General features: G+C 34.7%; 12 protein-coding genes. 2 read left to right on the forward strand and 10 right to left on the reverse strand.

Annotated features, from left to right (window positions below):
• From J2Y38_RS01930 to J2Y38_RS01965, 8 genes are all read right to left on the reverse strand, one after another.
• Window positions 1-1,371 (reverse strand): SDR family NAD(P)-dependent oxidoreductase, encoded by a 1,371-nt coding sequence (locus J2Y38_RS01930; protein WP_309839075.1) that lies wholly within the window; start codon window positions 1,369-1,371, stop codon window positions 1-3.
• Window position 1,372: 1 nt separating this feature from the next.
• Entirely contained in the window at window positions 1,373-2,065 is a 693-nt protein-coding gene (locus J2Y38_RS01935) for a hypothetical protein (RefSeq protein ID WP_309839076.1), read from the reverse strand.
• A gap of 2 nt (window positions 2,066-2,067) precedes the next feature.
• Window positions 2,068-2,784 (reverse strand): DUF434 domain-containing protein, encoded by a 717-nt coding sequence (locus tag J2Y38_RS01940; protein WP_309839077.1) that lies wholly within the window; start codon window positions 2,782-2,784, stop codon window positions 2,068-2,070.
• Between the two features lie 28 nt (window positions 2,785-2,812).
• On the reverse strand, window positions 2,813-3,610 hold the full coding sequence (locus tag J2Y38_RS01945; protein ID WP_309839078.1) for a TatD family hydrolase: 798 nt from the start codon (window positions 3,608-3,610) through the stop codon (window positions 2,813-2,815).
• Between the two features lie 235 nt (window positions 3,611-3,845).
• The gene (locus tag J2Y38_RS01950) at window positions 3,846-4,175 is read right to left on the reverse strand and encodes a S24 family peptidase (protein WP_309839079.1); all 330 of its coding nucleotides are present in this window, start codon (window positions 4,173-4,175) and stop codon (window positions 3,846-3,848) included.
• A 266-nt stretch (window positions 4,176-4,441) separates the two neighbouring features.
• Window positions 4,442-5,863, reverse strand: coding sequence for an RtcB family protein (locus J2Y38_RS01955; protein ID WP_309839081.1), 1,422 nt, complete (start codon window positions 5,861-5,863; stop codon window positions 4,442-4,444).
• Window positions 5,864-5,925: 62 nt separating this feature from the next.
• Window positions 5,926-6,462 (reverse strand): hypothetical protein, encoded by a 537-nt coding sequence (locus J2Y38_RS01960; protein WP_309839082.1) that lies wholly within the window; start codon window positions 6,460-6,462, stop codon window positions 5,926-5,928.
• 746 nt (window positions 6,463-7,208) lie between these two features.
• Window positions 7,209-8,735: a TROVE domain-containing protein gene (locus tag J2Y38_RS01965; RefSeq protein ID WP_309839083.1), complete on the reverse strand. Its 1,527-nt coding sequence runs from the start codon at window positions 8,733-8,735 to the stop codon at window positions 7,209-7,211.
• 122 nt (window positions 8,736-8,857) lie between these two features.
• On the opposite strand from J2Y38_RS01965, the gene J2Y38_RS01970 reads away from it, so the two are divergent.
• Window positions 8,858-9,472, forward strand: a complete 615-nt coding sequence (locus J2Y38_RS01970; protein ID WP_309839084.1) for a hypothetical protein — start codon at window positions 8,858-8,860, stop codon at window positions 9,470-9,472.
• A 373-nt stretch (window positions 9,473-9,845) separates the two neighbouring features.
• On the opposite strand, the gene J2Y38_RS01975 is transcribed toward J2Y38_RS01970, so the two are convergent.
• Both J2Y38_RS01975 and J2Y38_RS01980 read right to left on the reverse strand, forming a co-directional pair.
• Entirely contained in the window at window positions 9,846-10,847 is a 1,002-nt protein-coding gene (locus tag J2Y38_RS01975; RefSeq protein ID WP_309839085.1) for a type IX secretion system membrane protein PorP/SprF, read from the reverse strand.
• 15 nt (window positions 10,848-10,862) lie between these two features.
• Window positions 10,863-15,236, reverse strand: coding sequence for a PKD domain-containing protein (locus tag J2Y38_RS01980; RefSeq protein WP_309839086.1), 4,374 nt, complete (start codon window positions 15,234-15,236; stop codon window positions 10,863-10,865).
• Between the two features lie 274 nt (window positions 15,237-15,510).
• Between J2Y38_RS01980 and J2Y38_RS01985 the strand changes: the two genes are divergently transcribed.
• The gene (locus tag J2Y38_RS01985) at window positions 15,511-16,548 is read left to right on the forward strand and encodes a WYL domain-containing protein (protein WP_309839087.1); all 1,038 of its coding nucleotides are present in this window, start codon (window positions 15,511-15,513) and stop codon (window positions 16,546-16,548) included.
• Window positions 16,549-16,582: the final 34 nt, after the last annotated feature.

Here is a 16,582-nt window from a genome sequence, read left to right on the forward strand (position 1 = left end):
TTACCAGGCCGAAACTTTGTAGTTTTTCAACAAGACCCCAAATATACTTTTTCCGTCTATTCCCTGAACTATGGGATCCAAAATTCTGCTGGCTCCATCGACAGAATCTAAGGGCGGAATATAACCTTCTTCAAATTGCTTTTTCCGTAAACTTTCCTTGGCTCCGGTCGAAATCCAGCCGACATCAACACTATTCATAAAAATAGAATCATCGACAAATTCTTTGGCAGAAGTTAGCGTCATCATATTCAGCGCCGCCTTTGTCATATTGGTATGCGGATGAAAAACTGTTTTGTTGGTATAACTAAAAATCCCTTCAGATGAAGTTACGTTTATTATAAAACGTTCCTGAAAAACAGAGTTAAGAAACAAAGGTTTTAATTCTTTGATTAAAAAATAAGGTGCAATTTGGTTGATTAAATTTACCTCAACCAGTTCATACATGCTGATTTCTTCTAAAGTCGAATTCCAGCTTGTTTTTTCGCGATTATCTACAGGCTGTCCAAAACGTGTTAACTTGAGTTCTGTTTTTTCATCAGAACCGTATTCTAGAGCTTTTACTTCCTTAACAACATTGGTTTGATTGGCAATAAGGTTTCCGTTTGATTTAAAATTTAAAAGCAGTTTATTTTCTTTGCTAATTAAAGGCACATAATATTCATCTGGATATTTTATTGTTTGCGCAGCATTGTTGATCAAAATATCTACGCTTTGAAATTTAGATTTATAGAATGAAACAAAATCGTTTATGGCATTTAAATTTCTAAGATCTAAGCCGTATACAATTAGGTTTTCTTTCCAAAGTTCAAAATCATTTTCCTGACGAAACTGTTCCAGAGCGAGTGCCGGAAAACGTGTTGTAAGCACAACATTGGCATTATTACGTAATAATTTTAAGGCTGTTGCAAATCCTACTTTTACCCTTCCGCCGGTTAAAATGACGTTTCTTCCTTTTAAATCTATTTTTTGAAAACGTTTTTCATAATTTTCTGTCGCACATTCCGGGCAAAGGCGTGTGTAAAAACTATGTGCAAATTTGTATGGCTGGTTACAGCAATAACAGTTTTTAGGCAATTTTAATGCTGTAAACTGCTGCTCATCCGGATTTTCTTTTTCGGCAAATAATGTTTCTCCGTTTAATGCTTTTGATACTAATTCGGCATTTAAAATTGTGTTGAGATCCTCTTTTCTTTTGGAAGTATAACTGGCGCTGCGCAAGTTCTTTTTTGCGTTTTTATGAATCTTAGTAATCAATCCCGAAAACAAATCATTATCAGGATTATCAAGCGGAACTTCTTTTAATGTTTTCAGAACCTTGATACAGGTCTCCCATTCTTCATTACTAAAAGCATATTTTTTATTTTCTTCCATTTTATTCTTCTAAAAAATCTTCTAAAAAGCCTATGAATTTTTTCCCATCTGCAGACCAGCGCATTCCTTGTCCGTTACTCAATCTGATTTCGTATACCAAATCATGTTTGTAATGATAAAATATATTCCACCAAGTTTTATATCCAATCATGTGGTTCAATAATTTTTCTACCATAAGCCGTTTTTGATTGCGGTTTCCTTTTATTTCTCCCAAAATACTTTTGCTGACATTTTTTCTGCCCACATGTTTTTCCCAAGCTCTTTCAACAACAGAAATTTCATTATTAAAAGGTGCAAAACAACTTTCGAATAGATTTTCTTTTGAAGGAGGAATTCCGGTTTCGTCACATTTGCTAGCCGAAGTTAATCTTTGTCCCAAAATAAGCAAAATAATATCAAAAGGTGTTTCTTCTAAAGCTTTGATAAGACTTGAATTTATTTCATCTGAATTATTTTCAAAATCCTCTAAAACTTTTTTGAAGTAAACCATTTTGTCTTGTATCGAAACTATAATTTCCTCTTTAAAAAAAGGTTTTCTAGAAACTTCTGCATTTTGATTGTGGAAGAAAATAAGGTTAACAGCAAAGAGATAGAGATTTTCGTCGATTAAAAACAAAGCATATTTTGTTTTCCATTCTTTATCGAGATAAGGAATTACTTCTTTTAATTTATTAAATAATGGAATGGGATTCATATTTATTCACTGTAAATGATAGTTTCGTGGATATTTAAATCTTCTAAAATATGTTTTATCAAATTAAAATTAGCCGAGCAATTATCTAAAATCCAGGCATCAGAAGTTATGGCGATTAAGTTTCTTTCGGCAATTATTTTATCTGGGTTATTTACCAATTCTACTGTCCAGTTATAATTGTTTATTGAAGCTATTTCTTCAATTATTTGTTTTAGTTTACCACTATTTGAAACTGGTTTATCAAACAACCAATAAACTTTTTTAATTTGTTGTTTTACAAAGAAATCAGCAATAATTTCGATTGCCTGCGAAGTCTGTTTTACTTTTTTGTAAGTTCCGTAAACGCTTGACAAATCTCTAATAAAACCATCTAATCCTTTAAAAACATATGCATTTGATAAAATACTTTCCAGCAGAATCAATGCATTAAATCCATCAATGATAATTTCTTTTCCTGCTAGATTTTGAATTTCAATTTCTTTAGATTTTCGGTCTTCAATTTGGTTTTGAGAAGCACTCATTCCACGAACAGCCTGCTGCTGACGTGAATTAAGACGATACCTATTTCCTACCAAAGCTAATGTCGCTTTTTCGCCATAACCTCTACTAAGAAAATAACGCATATCTGCAACGGCTTCTTTTAATTTTAACTGGATTTTTAAAGTCCCAAATAAAACATCGTCGCTGGCTTCTTTCCCTCTATTTTTAAGATTTGTCATTTTACTAAATTATAAAACATATTGTGTTTTAAATATTAAAAAAACTTTTAGCGTTCTTAGTCGTTTCCTCCGCCACTTTATCTAAAGTAATTCCTTTAAACTGTGCAATTGTTCCGGCAACAAAAGGCAGAAAAGCAGGTTCGCATCTTCGTTCGTGGTATTTCTTCAAAAGACTGTTTGGAGTATTTTTTGGAAGCATAAACGGCGCATCGGTTTCGATCATCATTCGGTCAAGCGGAACGTATTGAATGACTTCTTTTAAATGACTGAAACGTTTGGTATCAGAAATCGCTCCCGTAAAACCAAGATAAAATCCGTTATCAAGATAGGTTTTGGCTTCGGGCAGCGTTCCGGTAAAACAATGCACAACGGCTTTTGGCAATTGCGGTAAATAGTCTTTTGTGATATTCATAAAACTACTGAAAGCGGCTCTTTCGTGCAAAAACAAAGGTTTCTGAACTTCAATCGCCAATTCTAATTGGGCTTTATAACATTCTTCCTGTTTGTTTCTGGGCGAAAAATCACGATCAAAATCGAGTCCGCATTCGCCTACGGAAACTACTTGTTTCTGCTTTAATAAATTGCGCAGTTTTGAAATGCTTTGTGCATCAAAACTCTTCGCATCATGCGGATGAATTCCAGCTGTAGAATATAATATTCCCGGATATTGTTTTGCGATTTCTAATGAAGCTTCACTGTTTCGTACGCTTGTTCCGGTCAGGATCATTTGCGATACGTCGGCGTCGAGCGCATCTTGTACAACATCGTCTATGTCGTTTTGGAACTGTTTATTGGTTAGGTTAATTCCTATGTCTATATATGTCATTTTTTTTTAAGTTGCTAAGGTTCTTAAGATGCTGAGATGCTAAGTTTTTTCTCTTTGGAACCTTTTTTAAAGTTGCTAAGGTTCTAAGATTCTGAGATACTGAGTTTTTTTCTTTAGAACCTTTGTTGTTATTATTTTATTTTTTTAGAGGAAAGAAGCAAGAGTCAAGACTTTCAAATTTTTCTTCTTTGCTCTTGCTTCTATTTTCTATTCTCTATATTCTATTCTCTATATTCTATTCTCTCTTATCGTAAATCACCTCATTCTTAAACTCGCCCTGAATTACTTTTCCGTAAATGATTTTTGTCCAGCCATTTTCGAATCCGTGATTGTTGGCGATTAGAAAACCTTTGTTTGTGTCGGTTTTAATGATTTTATGGGCGTCGATGTATCTGCCTTTTACTTTGCAGAATACGATATCGCCTATTTGGTAATTTTCGCTTTTTATAAATGTTAAGAGACTTCCGCTTTTTAATATGGGCCGCATTGAGTCTCCAAATGCTTTCATTTTTCCATTGCCGACTGTTTCTAATTCTGTTTTCAGTCGTTCGTATTTGTTATTCATATTTTTATTTTTGCCACGAAGGCTCTAAGACGCAAAGTTTCTTTTTGATCTTTGGTTTGTTTTTAATCTCGCGAAGTCGCAAAGTTTTTTTTGCCACAGATTATAAAGATTAAAAGGATTATTAAAAAATCTGCTGGATCTGCGTGAAAAAATTCTTTGCGAACTTTGCGTAAATCTTTGTGTGCTTTGCGGTTAAAATCATCACAAAGCGTTAGACGCACTGCTGTGCGTCTCTACACTGAACACTAAAAACTGATCACTGACCACTAGTCCTCTCTACTTCCGTCATCAGCCATTCTCACTAATTTTGGGGTAAATTTGGCTACTACATCTACTAAATCTTGTTGCGCTTCCATTACCTGATTGATATCTTTATAGGCCATTGGTGCTTCGTCAAGTCCTGCTCCAATAAGCGTAACGCCGTGATCTTTTAAGATCGTTTTCATCTCGGTTTGAGTGATGTTTTTTATGGCTTGGGTTCTGCTCATTTGTCTTCCTGCTCCATGTGAAGCTGAATTTATGGCGTTCTCCTCGCCTTTTCCTCTCACTAAAAATCCCGGTGCTGTCATACTTCCCGGAATGATTCCCATAACGCCTTTTCCGGCTGGGGTTGCTCCTTTTCTATGTACGATTACTTCTTCGCCGTTCCAGATTTCTTTCCATGCGAAATTATGGTGGTTTTCGACTTTGGCTAAAATCGTTGCTCCCAAAGCTTTTTCCATTTTATTATGGATAATCTCGTGACAAGCCGAAGCGTAATCTCCCGCCAAATTCATTGCCATCCAGTATTCTTGTCCTAATTGTGAATTCATATCCAAGTAAGCTAAGTTTCTGGCTACTTCTGGAAGTTTGCATTCGTCTTTCGCAATTTTAGTATAATGTCCGGCAATTGTTGCACCCATTCCGCGTGAACCGGAATGCGTTAACAAAGCGACGTATTTTCCTTTTGGAATATTCAAAACGGCATCGTCTTTTGCAAATTCCATGATTCCGAATTCGACAAAGTGATTTCCTCCGCCTGAAGATCCTAATTGTGACCAGGCTTTATCTTTTAAATTCTTCACAAAAGGATTCATGTTAAATGTATCGTTCTCTAAAACCGCGTGATCTGATTTGTATTGTCCGTGAAATCCGTGACCCGCTCCAAAGATAGAATTGGCAATTAATTCTCTTTTGAATTTGGCTTCGTTTTCAAAGTAAAAATCTTCTGGAATATCATAAACCGATAACGCCATTCTACATCCAATATCAACGCCAACACCATACGGAATAATGGCATTTTTTGTGGCTAAAACTCCGCCAATTGGTAATCCGTAGCCTTGGTGCGCGTCTGGCATTAAAGCTCCGGCAACCGTCACAGGAAGTTTCATGGCCACTTCCATTTGCTTTCTGGCTCCATCTTCGATATGATCCAATCCGTAAGCTGAATATGCATTTGGAGTTTCGTTTAAAGCAATGAAATCTTCTGGTTTTTCATTTGCTTTTTCGATTAAAGCAACGGCTAGTTTGCTAAAGATTTTATCGTCTATATAGTTTTCTGGAGTTTCCAGTACGTTTTTAAAGTTTGTGATCATTTGATCACGGTTAAATCCGTTTCTTTTGCTGTTTATTTTTAACGCAATCCCGATTATTTTTCCTTCCGGGAATCCTAATTCTAATATATCTGTACCGTTTATTTGTGTATTCATTTGTTTTTGTTTTTTTGATAGTACAAAGATTGTTTTGTACTGCGCAGTTATTTTGCGTAGATTTAAAATCTTAAAAGTTCATACTTTAAATATTCTCGCAAATTATTACCATACATAATAATATCAGCGCCACAGGCAGAAATAACGGGTGATAGATATTTGTCTTGGAAAACTACAAGAACACGATGATGATGCATCGGAATGTATCCTACTATTTTGGAAACATCAAAACCAGCTTCAATAAGAGCTAATTCTGCTTCAGATTTGTTTTCATTAATATCATTGATAATCCATCTTGATTTTTCATAATCTTCCGGATATTGATAAAAAAAGTTTTTTCGTTCATATTCAATATCTGTTTTATCTTCAGGATTAATTGAAATCCAATGTGCATCTATATTTGAAAAAATCAAAAGCATTTCTTTATATTCCCAAGGAAAATCAAATCCAAAAAGTGTTTGTAATTCATCAATTTCTTTTCTGCTGATTCCTTTTAAAAATTTAGCATTTGGTTGTATTTGAAATCCCCAAACATCATCTCTAATTTCTATTCTTTTGAACCTTTTTTCAGCTTTGTATTTTATATCTTTTATTGTCATTAGATTAAATTTTTCTAGATTTTTAATTTTAAAAGAGGTAATGTTTAGGAATGGTTTAATTTTCTTTGGAACGAAGGAACCATTTCCTGACGACACTCTTTTTTTAAGAGCAATATTCTATAAGCGACTTTTAGGATTCGAACCTAATATTATCATGCCGCGAAGTAGCGCTTTATAGACGGCATCTTATTTTTTGAAAAAGTAATAATTGGCAAGAGTTATTTTTTGAACGAAGTAGCTCTTTGCGCACGACATTTTTCATTTTTTAAAAGAAGTAAAAAGCAATAAGAGAATTGGGCGGGGCTTTGTCTTTGCCAGAGTCGAACTGGATAACCTTGCTGATTTTACAACTTCGTTATTCCTCCCCTAAATTGGAGACGAAGTATCTCTTATTTACGACATTCTTTTTATTTTATCGGGTTATGAGCGACAAGAGACTATTTATGCGTGTTTCCACTTACACCATCAGATTATCTGAACAGGATTCGAACCTGTAACACAATTCCCTCGAAGTAACTCTTGTCTACGACACCAATGTTTTTTTAAACAAGACAACATTCAAAAAGAAATTTCTGCTCTAACCAGCTGAGCTACATCTCTTGTTTTAAAATAGAGTTGATGGGAATTGAACCCACGACACGAAGTAATTCTTTTTTACGGTACTTGTTTTTATTTTCAATGAACTTATTTCTTTTACAAATATTCAAATCATACTGCGCAATTATTTTGCGCAGCAGATTATTTTTTTACAATTCTATTCGGTTGATGTAATTCAATGCGCTGTTTTTATCTTCTAAAGCATTCAAAACATCAAATACTTTATCTGACCAGCCGGCTATTAAATATACATCGTTTTTTTCGATGTTTATTGGTGACTGACCGTAACCAGCCAAATCAAATAAATACAATTTTGCGTTTGGTGCAATAGTTTTGTATCGGTTCCAGGAGTTTGCAAATGAGTCTTTTGTGTACGTATTATTCCACATTTGAACATCTGTAAACAACATTACTTTATCTACAATTTCTTTTCGGTTTATTAAGTCTTCTACAACCAAATGACCGTTTGTAGCATAACCTACTTCACCTTCGCGTTTGTAATATTCGTTAACGTTGGCCAATATGCTTCGTTTTGGCATATTGATTATTTTCCAACGGTCACCAAACATACCGCTTACTACATTTTGACAACGGCTTTGCATCAACATACCTAACATCAAACCGATATCGTAAAGCATTACTTTACTTTTTGGTGAGGTTGCTTTTTGCATTGAACCCGAAACGTCGCAGGCAATTACAACCGATGTATTAACATCAAAACCTTTTATGTTTTGTGAACTCGCCATAACAGCATCTTCTAAAGCATCTAAAACCATTGAAGTGTATTTGAAATTCAAGTCTTTCACTTCACGATAGGCTGCTAAAAATCGGAATGGCAATTGTTTTGAGTTGGCAACCGCTTTTTCATTAGAAAGGTAATCGCATACTTTCAACATATGAGAACCTGAAACATTCGCTTCTAAGATATTTCGTAAGTTACGTAACAAAGCCATGTAACCTATTTTACCGCTATCGATTAATTCTTCCCATTTTTGTTTGAATGCTTTTTGTTTTTCAATATGGTTGTAAAATTTTACTTGACCTAATTGCGACAATTCTGTTTCCCATGTATATGGCGTTTGCAAAGTGTTGTTTACCAATTTATCAAAGATTGCTTGCTGCGCTTCATCTTTTGCTTTTGGATGAACCAAAAACAAAGCGTCTTTTAATTTTACAGCACCGTCACGATTGTATTTTGCAAATTGATATTCGTCAAATTTATTGAACGAAACGGCTAAACCTTTTTGTATTTGTTTTGATAAACGGTTTAATTTCTTAACACCATTTCGTTCGTTTGCCATTTGGTAGTAAGCCAATAATTCTGTTATTTCATCTGCACGTTGTATAACATGAGTTATCATTTTACTGATTAATGAATCGCCAGAATATATCTTGGCTAATTCTACTACCAAAACTAATGGTACAGAACGCATATGCATTTCGTTACGGGCATAGACAGCCAATTTTGCTACAAATACCGGATTGCTTTTTTTGATTAGGCTTTGTATTCTTTGTAAACGAGTTGTATCTTTTTCATAAAATGAAGCGTTTAAACTTGTTGTTACAACTGCTGCGTACAATTCGTATTCTGATGTTAAAGAAAAAGCTGGTGCATTTTCATGATTAACTATATTGCTTTTATTGTTTTTCTCTTTTGCTAAAAAATTGAATTTCATAATTTCTGGTTTTTAAAATTAGACAATGGTTATTGTTTTATTTCCTGAGCAAAGATTTCAGAACTACTGCGCAATTATTTTGCGCAGTAAAAAAGAAATTTTAAATTTGAGTAAAAAAGATCATGAATTTAGAGAAAATCTATTCTGAATTACTATTGAATATTGGCTTTTCAGCAAATGAAGTTCAGCAGAACTGGAAGGATTTAGAAAAGGCATATTCAACAAAATCAAGACATTATCATAACTTAACTCATATTTCGGCTATGATTGGGAGTTTTGAAACGTATCGTGATAAACTTCAAAATCCAAATGAGATATTATTTTCTATTTTTTACCATGATTTTGTTTATTCGGCTTCTAAAAAAGATAACGAACTCAAAAGTGCCGAATATGCTTTGGCGATTTTACCTGAAAATATCAATTTAAATAAGCAATTAGTTTTTGATGCTATTTGTGCTACGCAGCAACATCAGCATAATAATATTGAAGATATTAACTGGCTGATTGATTTTGATTTGAAGATTCTTGCCCGAGACTGGGAAGATTATAAAATCTATTTTGAACAAATTAGAAAGGAATATCGTATTTATCCTGATTTTCTATACAAACCCGGGCGTGCCAAAGCACTGAAACATTTTCTGGAAAATGAGTTTATTTTTCAAACCAATGAGTTTCGGAATTTATATGAGGAGAAAGCGAGAATTAATATTGAGGAAGAGATTTCTTTATTAACGTAAAATTACCCACAAAGATATTCTGTAGAGACGCATCGTAGAGGCGCACAGCAGTGCGTCTACGCAAAGTAATTCGACACCAATATGCCATAATAATTAAACCCGACAGGTTTTGAAAATCTGTCGGGTTTTCTGTATGTGCTTTACGTTTGTGGATCATCGTTGCGGAGACGAACTGCTGTGCGCCTCTACGGAATATCTGTGTGGAATATCTGGGCGGAAAATTGAAATCATTTTATAATTATTAAAAACGATTTTTTTTGTTATTTCAGATGCGTGAGGGATTGAGGCGGTATCCTTTTGTGAAGAGAAACGGAACAAAAGATATAGCCGAAAGCCCGACCCGAAGGGACACGCCCAAATTATTATCCTTATATTATTTCCCTGAATAGTTAGGACAGCCGAAACATTTTCTGCTTAAATCAAACTGATAGGTTAACGAAAGTTCGTAGATTCCGCCGGTTTTTCCAATTTTGGTTGTGTTTAAATCGTATGAAAGTCCAAATCTTAAATGCTCATATTGCAAGCCTGTGAAAAGGTTTACAGAAGTCAGCAAATCGCCGTTGATTCCGTTTTTTGCGGGATTTGTTACGGCTGTTGCACCAAAGAATATTTTTTCGAATAATATCGACGCTCCTAAATCAAGTCTGTTGTATCGGCCTTGCTGCATGTAATTTGAGGTCACAAAAAACTTGGTTTCGTACGGAAGCAATAATACATCGATATAATCTATTACAAGGAATTCGTAACCAGCGCTTAGGGAGAAAAAGGTGTTTAATGGCACATTTCCATCTGAACTAAAGGCAATATTCGGTTTATTAAGATGTTTCATCGAAAGGCCAACCCAAGCATTGTCGTTATTGAAAACCATTCCGGCAGAAACATCAAAAAAGGTCATTTTTCTGTTTAAAGCCGCCTGGTCGTTTGTTCTTGAATTGATAACACCTGTTCGAATATTAATTTGATCTTCGAGCAATAAATTTTGGAATCCAAATGATTTTAGTCCGAAACCAGCTTCGACTGCGGGTCTAAAATACCAGTCGTCATTTAGTCTTACTTTGTAAGCGTAATTTGCATTGATCTGCGAATAATTATAGCTGGTCAGGTTTTCTCTTTGGTTTAAAAAACTGATTCCTAAACCGCTGTTTAATTTGTCACTCCAGGTATTTACAAATGCATAATCGGTATCAATCCTTAAATCTAAATCCGGCCATTGCTCGCGGTGAATTATACCTGCATAGGTGGTTTCCATAAATCCGGTAAATCCCGGGTTTAGGGTTTCTGGAATTAGAAAATATTGTGTAAAAATAGGATCTTGCGCTTTTGCCTGAGAATAGAAGCAACATGTAATAATTATAATAAATAGTTTTAATCTCATTGGTTATTCTGTTGCTTATTTAATTAGTGTAAATGCTCCTTTTTCTACGACAGTATGGTGGTAAAAGGTGTTTAAGGTTATTTTATAATAGTAGTTTCCGTTTTCAGCATCTATGTCTTTTACTTTTCCATTCCAGCCTCTGATGTTTGTTCCGGTTTCTGAATAAATAACAGCGCCCCAAGTATCATAAACATCTAAGGTAATGTCTGATAAACCAAGGAATACCGGCGCAAACGTATCGTTCATTCCGTCATTATTTGGTGTAAAGGCATTTGGCATAATTAAGCTGTATCCTTTTTCTACTTTTAATGTTGTGCTGTACGTGTATTGACAACCAAAAGGATAGGTTACGGTTTGTTTTATGGTATAAGTTCCTTCTTTAGTATAAATGTGTTTAGGATTTTCTTCGTCTGAGAAATTTCCATCTCCAAAATCCCAAGAGATTAAGGTGAAAGTTCCGGTCGCTAAATTTGTAAAAGTGATAGGATCGTAAATTGAATACAAATCGTACATGTCTTTTCCGTAAGAACCTGTCGAGAAGTTTGCAATACCTAAAACTGGTGTGTCGACATTGTACGAAACATCCGCAGAACAGCCAAAACTGTCTTTTACCGTAAAGATTACCAAACCGTTATTATCGGTATTCATAATTTCACCATTGGCTCCAGAAACTACTCCATCTGACCAGCTCAATGTGTAAGGCGGAATTCCTCCTTTTACATGTCCTACAAATGTCTGCTTTACATGTTTGGTATCGCAGTTAAAATCTGTCAGCACTTCGATTGATGGCGTAAGCTGTTCGAAACGGGTAATTTTAAACGATGCCGATTTATTACAGCCGTTAGCATCGGTTACTTTTACGGTATAATTATTTGGTATCAGATTTTCTAAATCTTCGGTACTTGCACCATTTGACCATTCGTATGTAAATGGCGGTGTTCCACCAGTTACAACCAAATTAATTGAACCTGTATTGGCATTAAGACAGTCTAACGGATTTTTAACATCGGCATTTAATTCTAAAAGCAAAGGATTATCAATTATCCATGAACCTTTAATGATACAGTTTTTGTCGTCTGTAATAGTTACTGAATATTTTCCCGGCCCTAAATTGTTTCTCTCAATTCCAGCTGTTGCATCATCGTCCCAAACTAATTTTACCGGCGCTTTTCCGCCTACAAGATTTAAACGGATATGAGCGTCTTTTTCTCCATTACAAGATATTTTTTTAATATCCGGATCGATTTTAAAAATTGGTGCGTTGTCAATTATTATCGTAAAATCTTTAGGACACCCTACAGCATCGGTAATAGAAATAATATAAGTTCCTGCTGATAAATTATTCTGTACAAGTCCGGTTCCTAAATTACTCCATTTAATAATGTACGGATCTCCGGTTGCAAATGGAACTCCGCCAGTTATCTTGTTAATCGTTATCGAAGCATCGGCATAATCATAACACGCAATTTCGGTTTTGGTATATTCTAATTTTATTTCATCGTTTTGAAGTAAAATAACATCAAGATCATCTGTACAACCCGAATTATCCGAAACGGTTAGATGGTAATTTCCGGCTGGAACATTTCTTAGGTTTTGAGAATAACTAGTATATCCGTTTGGACCTGTCCAAAAATACCTGTAGCTGTAAACACCCGGAGAAGTTTCTGTTACTCTTCCTCCTACGGTTTTCACATCAATTTCTCCTGTTGAATAACCATAACATAAAATATCTACTTTGCTTACAAAACTAAGTTCTAATAATGGCGGTTCTTCGATCTTGTAATTTCCATGTAGAATACCACAATTATTTTTTTCTGTAATGGTTACATCATAAACTCCCGGCTCCAGATTGCTCAGGTTTCCGGAATTTGCTGTAAAAGGGTTTCCGTCTTTTGTCCATACATAGGTATAAGGTAAATTTCCGCCAGAAACATTTACATTAATTCTTCCGTCATTTAAACCAAAACAGGTAATGTCTTGTTTGTATTCTCCTAAAATTTGAAACTTACCTGGTTCACCCACATAATACGATCGTGAAAACGGGCAATTTCCGTTATCTCCTACCGTTAAATTATAATACCCCGGTTTTAAGTTCGAAATGTTTTGGTTTGAACTCGTATATCCGTCAGGGCCTATCCATGTATATTTATAAGGTGCGCCTGTTGTAAACGGAATTCCTCCCGCAACTGTTATGTTTATCGCACCATCATTTGCTTCAAAACAAGTTCCCTCTTTTATAATTTCTGTTACATTTATCAATGGATCTACTGTTACTGTAATCGTAAAATCTGGTCCCGGACAAAGTTTAGAAATTGGTGAAACGGTATAAACAACCGTTGCGCGATTATTAGTAAGATTGGTTAAAGTCTGACTAATACTTGTTCTTGGTGTTGCTTCTGCAAATGCACCGCTTATTGCTCCAGCAGGAGTAACTACAGGACTAGACCAAACAAAAGTTGTTCCTGCTGGTACATTATCTGTAGTTCCGTTACTGACTGGTGTGATTTGAAATGAATTTCCGCTACAAATTACTGCCGTTTTAGGTGTTATTACAGGCGAAAGAACCATATCTACAGAAAAATTCCTTGATACACTTGTTGTTCCACAGCTATTTGTAACACTAAAAGTAGCGGTATAATTTCCAGTTTTAGTATAATTAATAGAACCCGGATTTAGTGATGTAGATGTTGATGGCGTTCCTCCAGGAAAACTCCATAAATACGTGATTTCTGAACTTGGCGAACAAGTTTCTACTACAGTCCCGACTGGTCTGATTGTTGCGGATTTACAAAAATCAGAAATAGGATCTAACTTGATTACCGGCTTCTTTTTTACATCAATATATCTTGTAGTATATTGATAGACACCACAAGAGTTTAGTGTTCTTAACCTTAGTTCATATGTTCCCGGAATACTGAAATTGATAACCGGATTTCTAACATACTGACCATTTACAAAATAAGATTGTCCTTTTCCTTTTCCGCAAAAACCTTCATAATAACTCAAAACTTCCCAATAGTAAGTTTCTGTACCACAGCTTAAACTTGTATCTGTTGTATTGGTTATCTGAACATTTTCTGAGGCACAAGCCGTTGCATAAGTAAAACTTGGTACTAATACAGGCTCTACACAAATGGTTTGTGTGGTCGATTGTCCAATTCCGCAGGGAGTTTGAGCAGATAATTTTATGGTATAAGTACCCGGCGTGGTATAGACGTGAGAAGGATTTACTTCTCTGGAAACAGGTGTTCCGTCTCCAAAATCCCAAGTGTATACATTATAAGTGCTGCAATCGTTTGTATAACCTGCCTGAGTTGTATTATGAAATTGAGTGTAAGTATTAGCACACGCTATACTTTGTACATTAAAACTTATTACGGGAACATCTAAAATAATAATAGGCCCGGCTGTTAAAAAAGTGCTTCCACAAGAAGTTGTTATAGTTAACGTAACGGTATTTCCTGTTGGACAATTAAATCGTGTAAATGTATGCGGAATAGGGTAATTTTGCGATGCCTGTGGATTTAAACTGTTATAATATGGAGAACTTTCTAATTGTGCCTGCGTATAACTTTGGTACGTACCATCGCCATAATTTACCTGATAATTAGTATCAGACGGATTAAGTCCCCAAGATCCAATTGCGAAATCCATTGGCGGTACAGGCGTACACAAGTTTGTAGTGTTACCCGGTGCTATAAGTGCCCCAATTGGGTTATTAGAATTTTTTACAACATAGGTAATCGAATTATTGCAACTACTAGTTCCCATTGCAGTAATTACCATGTTGAACGAACCTAATTTTTTATATTCGTGTTTTTTAGGAAAAACAACATTCGTTTCTGTACTTCCATCTCCCCAATCTACATTGTAAGATGTGATACAAGATGCAGAAGCCGAACTGTTTCCAACATTTATGGTATATTTTGGATTCGAGTTATTATCACCGCATCTTTCAAAAGGTTTTGCAGATGTCGGAGCACTTAAATCTACGAATTTTAAATCTGGTTTTTGCTTAACCGAAACGGTTTTGGTAACCGAATTTACTTCACCATTAGCATCTGTAACCGTAAGTTTTACAGTGAAATTTTGAGACCCGCAGCCAAGTGCCGTAAAAGTATGATTCGGATTATTTATTGTTGCTGAAGTACCGTCTCCAAAATCCCATTTATAAGTAAAAGGTGCCGCGCCTGTAACTACTGCATTGAATGTTACAGGAGTACCTGAGCAGGTATTGTTATTGGTAAAATTAAAATCAACAGTTGGAGGAACCGTAAGATTATAAAAATCTTTAAGGGCTAAATTACTTCTGTCATTTGTATTAAAGGCAAATATTGAAGTGGTTATAAAAAAGACACAATATATGTGCAGCGAGTAAAGTTTCCCCATGTGGTATTGTTAAAATTTGTGCGGTAAAAGTAGACGATTTTATTTAACAAAAAAATAGTAGAAATACTCATTTTGAATAAGTTTTAAAACTACTACGCAAAGCTGTTGCGTATTACAATAAAATCAGTATTTTTATCTGTAAATAAATATAAACTATGTTTTATCTAATGCCACAGATTTAAGAGATTTCAGCAGATTTTTTTAATCATTTTAATCCTTTTAATCTGTGGCATAAAATAAAAATTAACGCTTTTGCGACCAAAACCATATAATTATGTCACAAAATAAAAACGCCTTAATTCGGTACAAAACCATTGACAAATGTCTGCAAAACAAATACCGGCAATGGACTTTAGAAGATTTAATCGAATGCTGTTCTGAAGCTTTATTTGAATATGAAGGACGCGAAAATCCTATAAGCAAGCGAACCATTCAAATGGATATTCAGCTGATGCGAAGTGAAAAATTGGGTTACAATGCGCCAATTGTTGTTTACGATAAAAAGTTTTATAAATATGAAGATGAAGATTTCACGATAACCGATATTCCGCTGACGGAAACGGATATGAATGTTTTGACCGAAACAGTTTCGATGTTAAAGCAATTCAAGGATTTCTCTCTATTTAATGATGTATCTGATATTCTGCAGCGTTTGGAAGATAAAATCTATTCTGAAAAGTCGCATACAAAACCTGTAATTTATTTGGATAAAAATGAGAATCTAAAAGGTCTTCATTATTTAGATGAAATTTATCAGGCAATTATAAAGAAAATGGTTCTTATAATTACTTATAAATCTTTTAAATCGAGGGAGGAAACTAAGTTTCATTTTCATCCTTTTATATTAAAGGAGTTTAATAATCGCTGGTTTCTTGTTGGGAAGAAAAAAGGCGGACAGCCTATTACCAATTTAGCGCTCGACAGAATTATTTCAATTGATTACGATTTTAATCTACCTTATTTAGAAGAAGATTTTAATGCAGATAATTATTATAAGGATGTAATTGGAGTTACAGTCAATTCAGGATTAAAAGCAAGGAGAATTGAATTGTGGGTTGATGCTTCGAATGCCCCGTATGTCCTCACAAAACCTTTGCATACTTCTCAGCGTGTTATTAAAGAAAATGAAGATGGAAGCATTATCGTGCATTTGTTTGTAATACCAAATTATGAAATGGAAAGGCTTTTTCTAGGTTTTGGAAGCTGTGTTGAAATTTTAAAACCCGAAGGGCTAAGAAATCGCATAAAAAAGATTTTCCAGGATTCAATTTCAAGATACGAGCCTGAAAATTCTATTGAATTAAATTCATAATTTTTTGAAGAATGAAGAATTAAACCCGATTTTA

The organism is Flavobacterium sp. 2755 (assembly GCF_031455715.1).
Lineage (GTDB): Bacteria > Bacteroidota > Bacteroidia > Flavobacteriales > Flavobacteriaceae > Flavobacterium.

Coding starts and splice junctions, on each gene's coding strand:
- J2Y38_RS01935 (WP_309839076.1), bottom strand. CDS start 2,065: ATGAATCCCATTCCATTATTTAATAAATTAAAAGAAGTAATTCCTTAT.
- J2Y38_RS01960 (WP_309839082.1), bottom strand. CDS start 6,462: ATGACAATAAAAGATATAAAATACAAAGCTGAAAAAAGGTTCAAAAGA.
- J2Y38_RS01980 (WP_309839086.1), bottom strand. CDS start 15,236: ATGGGGAAACTTTACTCGCTGCACATATATTGTGTCTTTTTTATAACC.
- J2Y38_RS01945 (WP_309839078.1), bottom strand. CDS start 3,610: ATGACATATATAGACATAGGAATTAACCTAACCAATAAACAGTTCCAA.
- J2Y38_RS01930 (WP_309839075.1), bottom strand. CDS start 1,371: ATGGAAGAAAATAAAAAATATGCTTTTAGTAATGAAGAATGGGAGACC.
- J2Y38_RS01950 (WP_309839079.1), bottom strand. CDS start 4,175: ATGAATAACAAATACGAACGACTGAAAACAGAATTAGAAACAGTCGGC.
- J2Y38_RS01965 (WP_309839083.1), bottom strand. CDS start 8,735: ATGAAATTCAATTTTTTAGCAAAAGAGAAAAACAATAAAAGCAATATA.
- J2Y38_RS01970 (WP_309839084.1), top strand. CDS start 8,858: ATGAATTTAGAGAAAATCTATTCTGAATTACTATTGAATATTGGCTTT.
- J2Y38_RS01955 (WP_309839081.1), bottom strand. CDS start 5,863: ATGAATACACAAATAAACGGTACAGATATATTAGAATTAGGATTCCCG.
- J2Y38_RS01940 (WP_309839077.1), bottom strand. CDS start 2,784: ATGACAAATCTTAAAAATAGAGGGAAAGAAGCCAGCGACGATGTTTTA.
- J2Y38_RS01985 (WP_309839087.1), top strand. CDS start 15,511: ATGTCACAAAATAAAAACGCCTTAATTCGGTACAAAACCATTGACAAA.
- J2Y38_RS01975 (WP_309839085.1), bottom strand. CDS start 10,847: ATGAGATTAAAACTATTTATTATAATTATTACATGTTGCTTCTATTCT.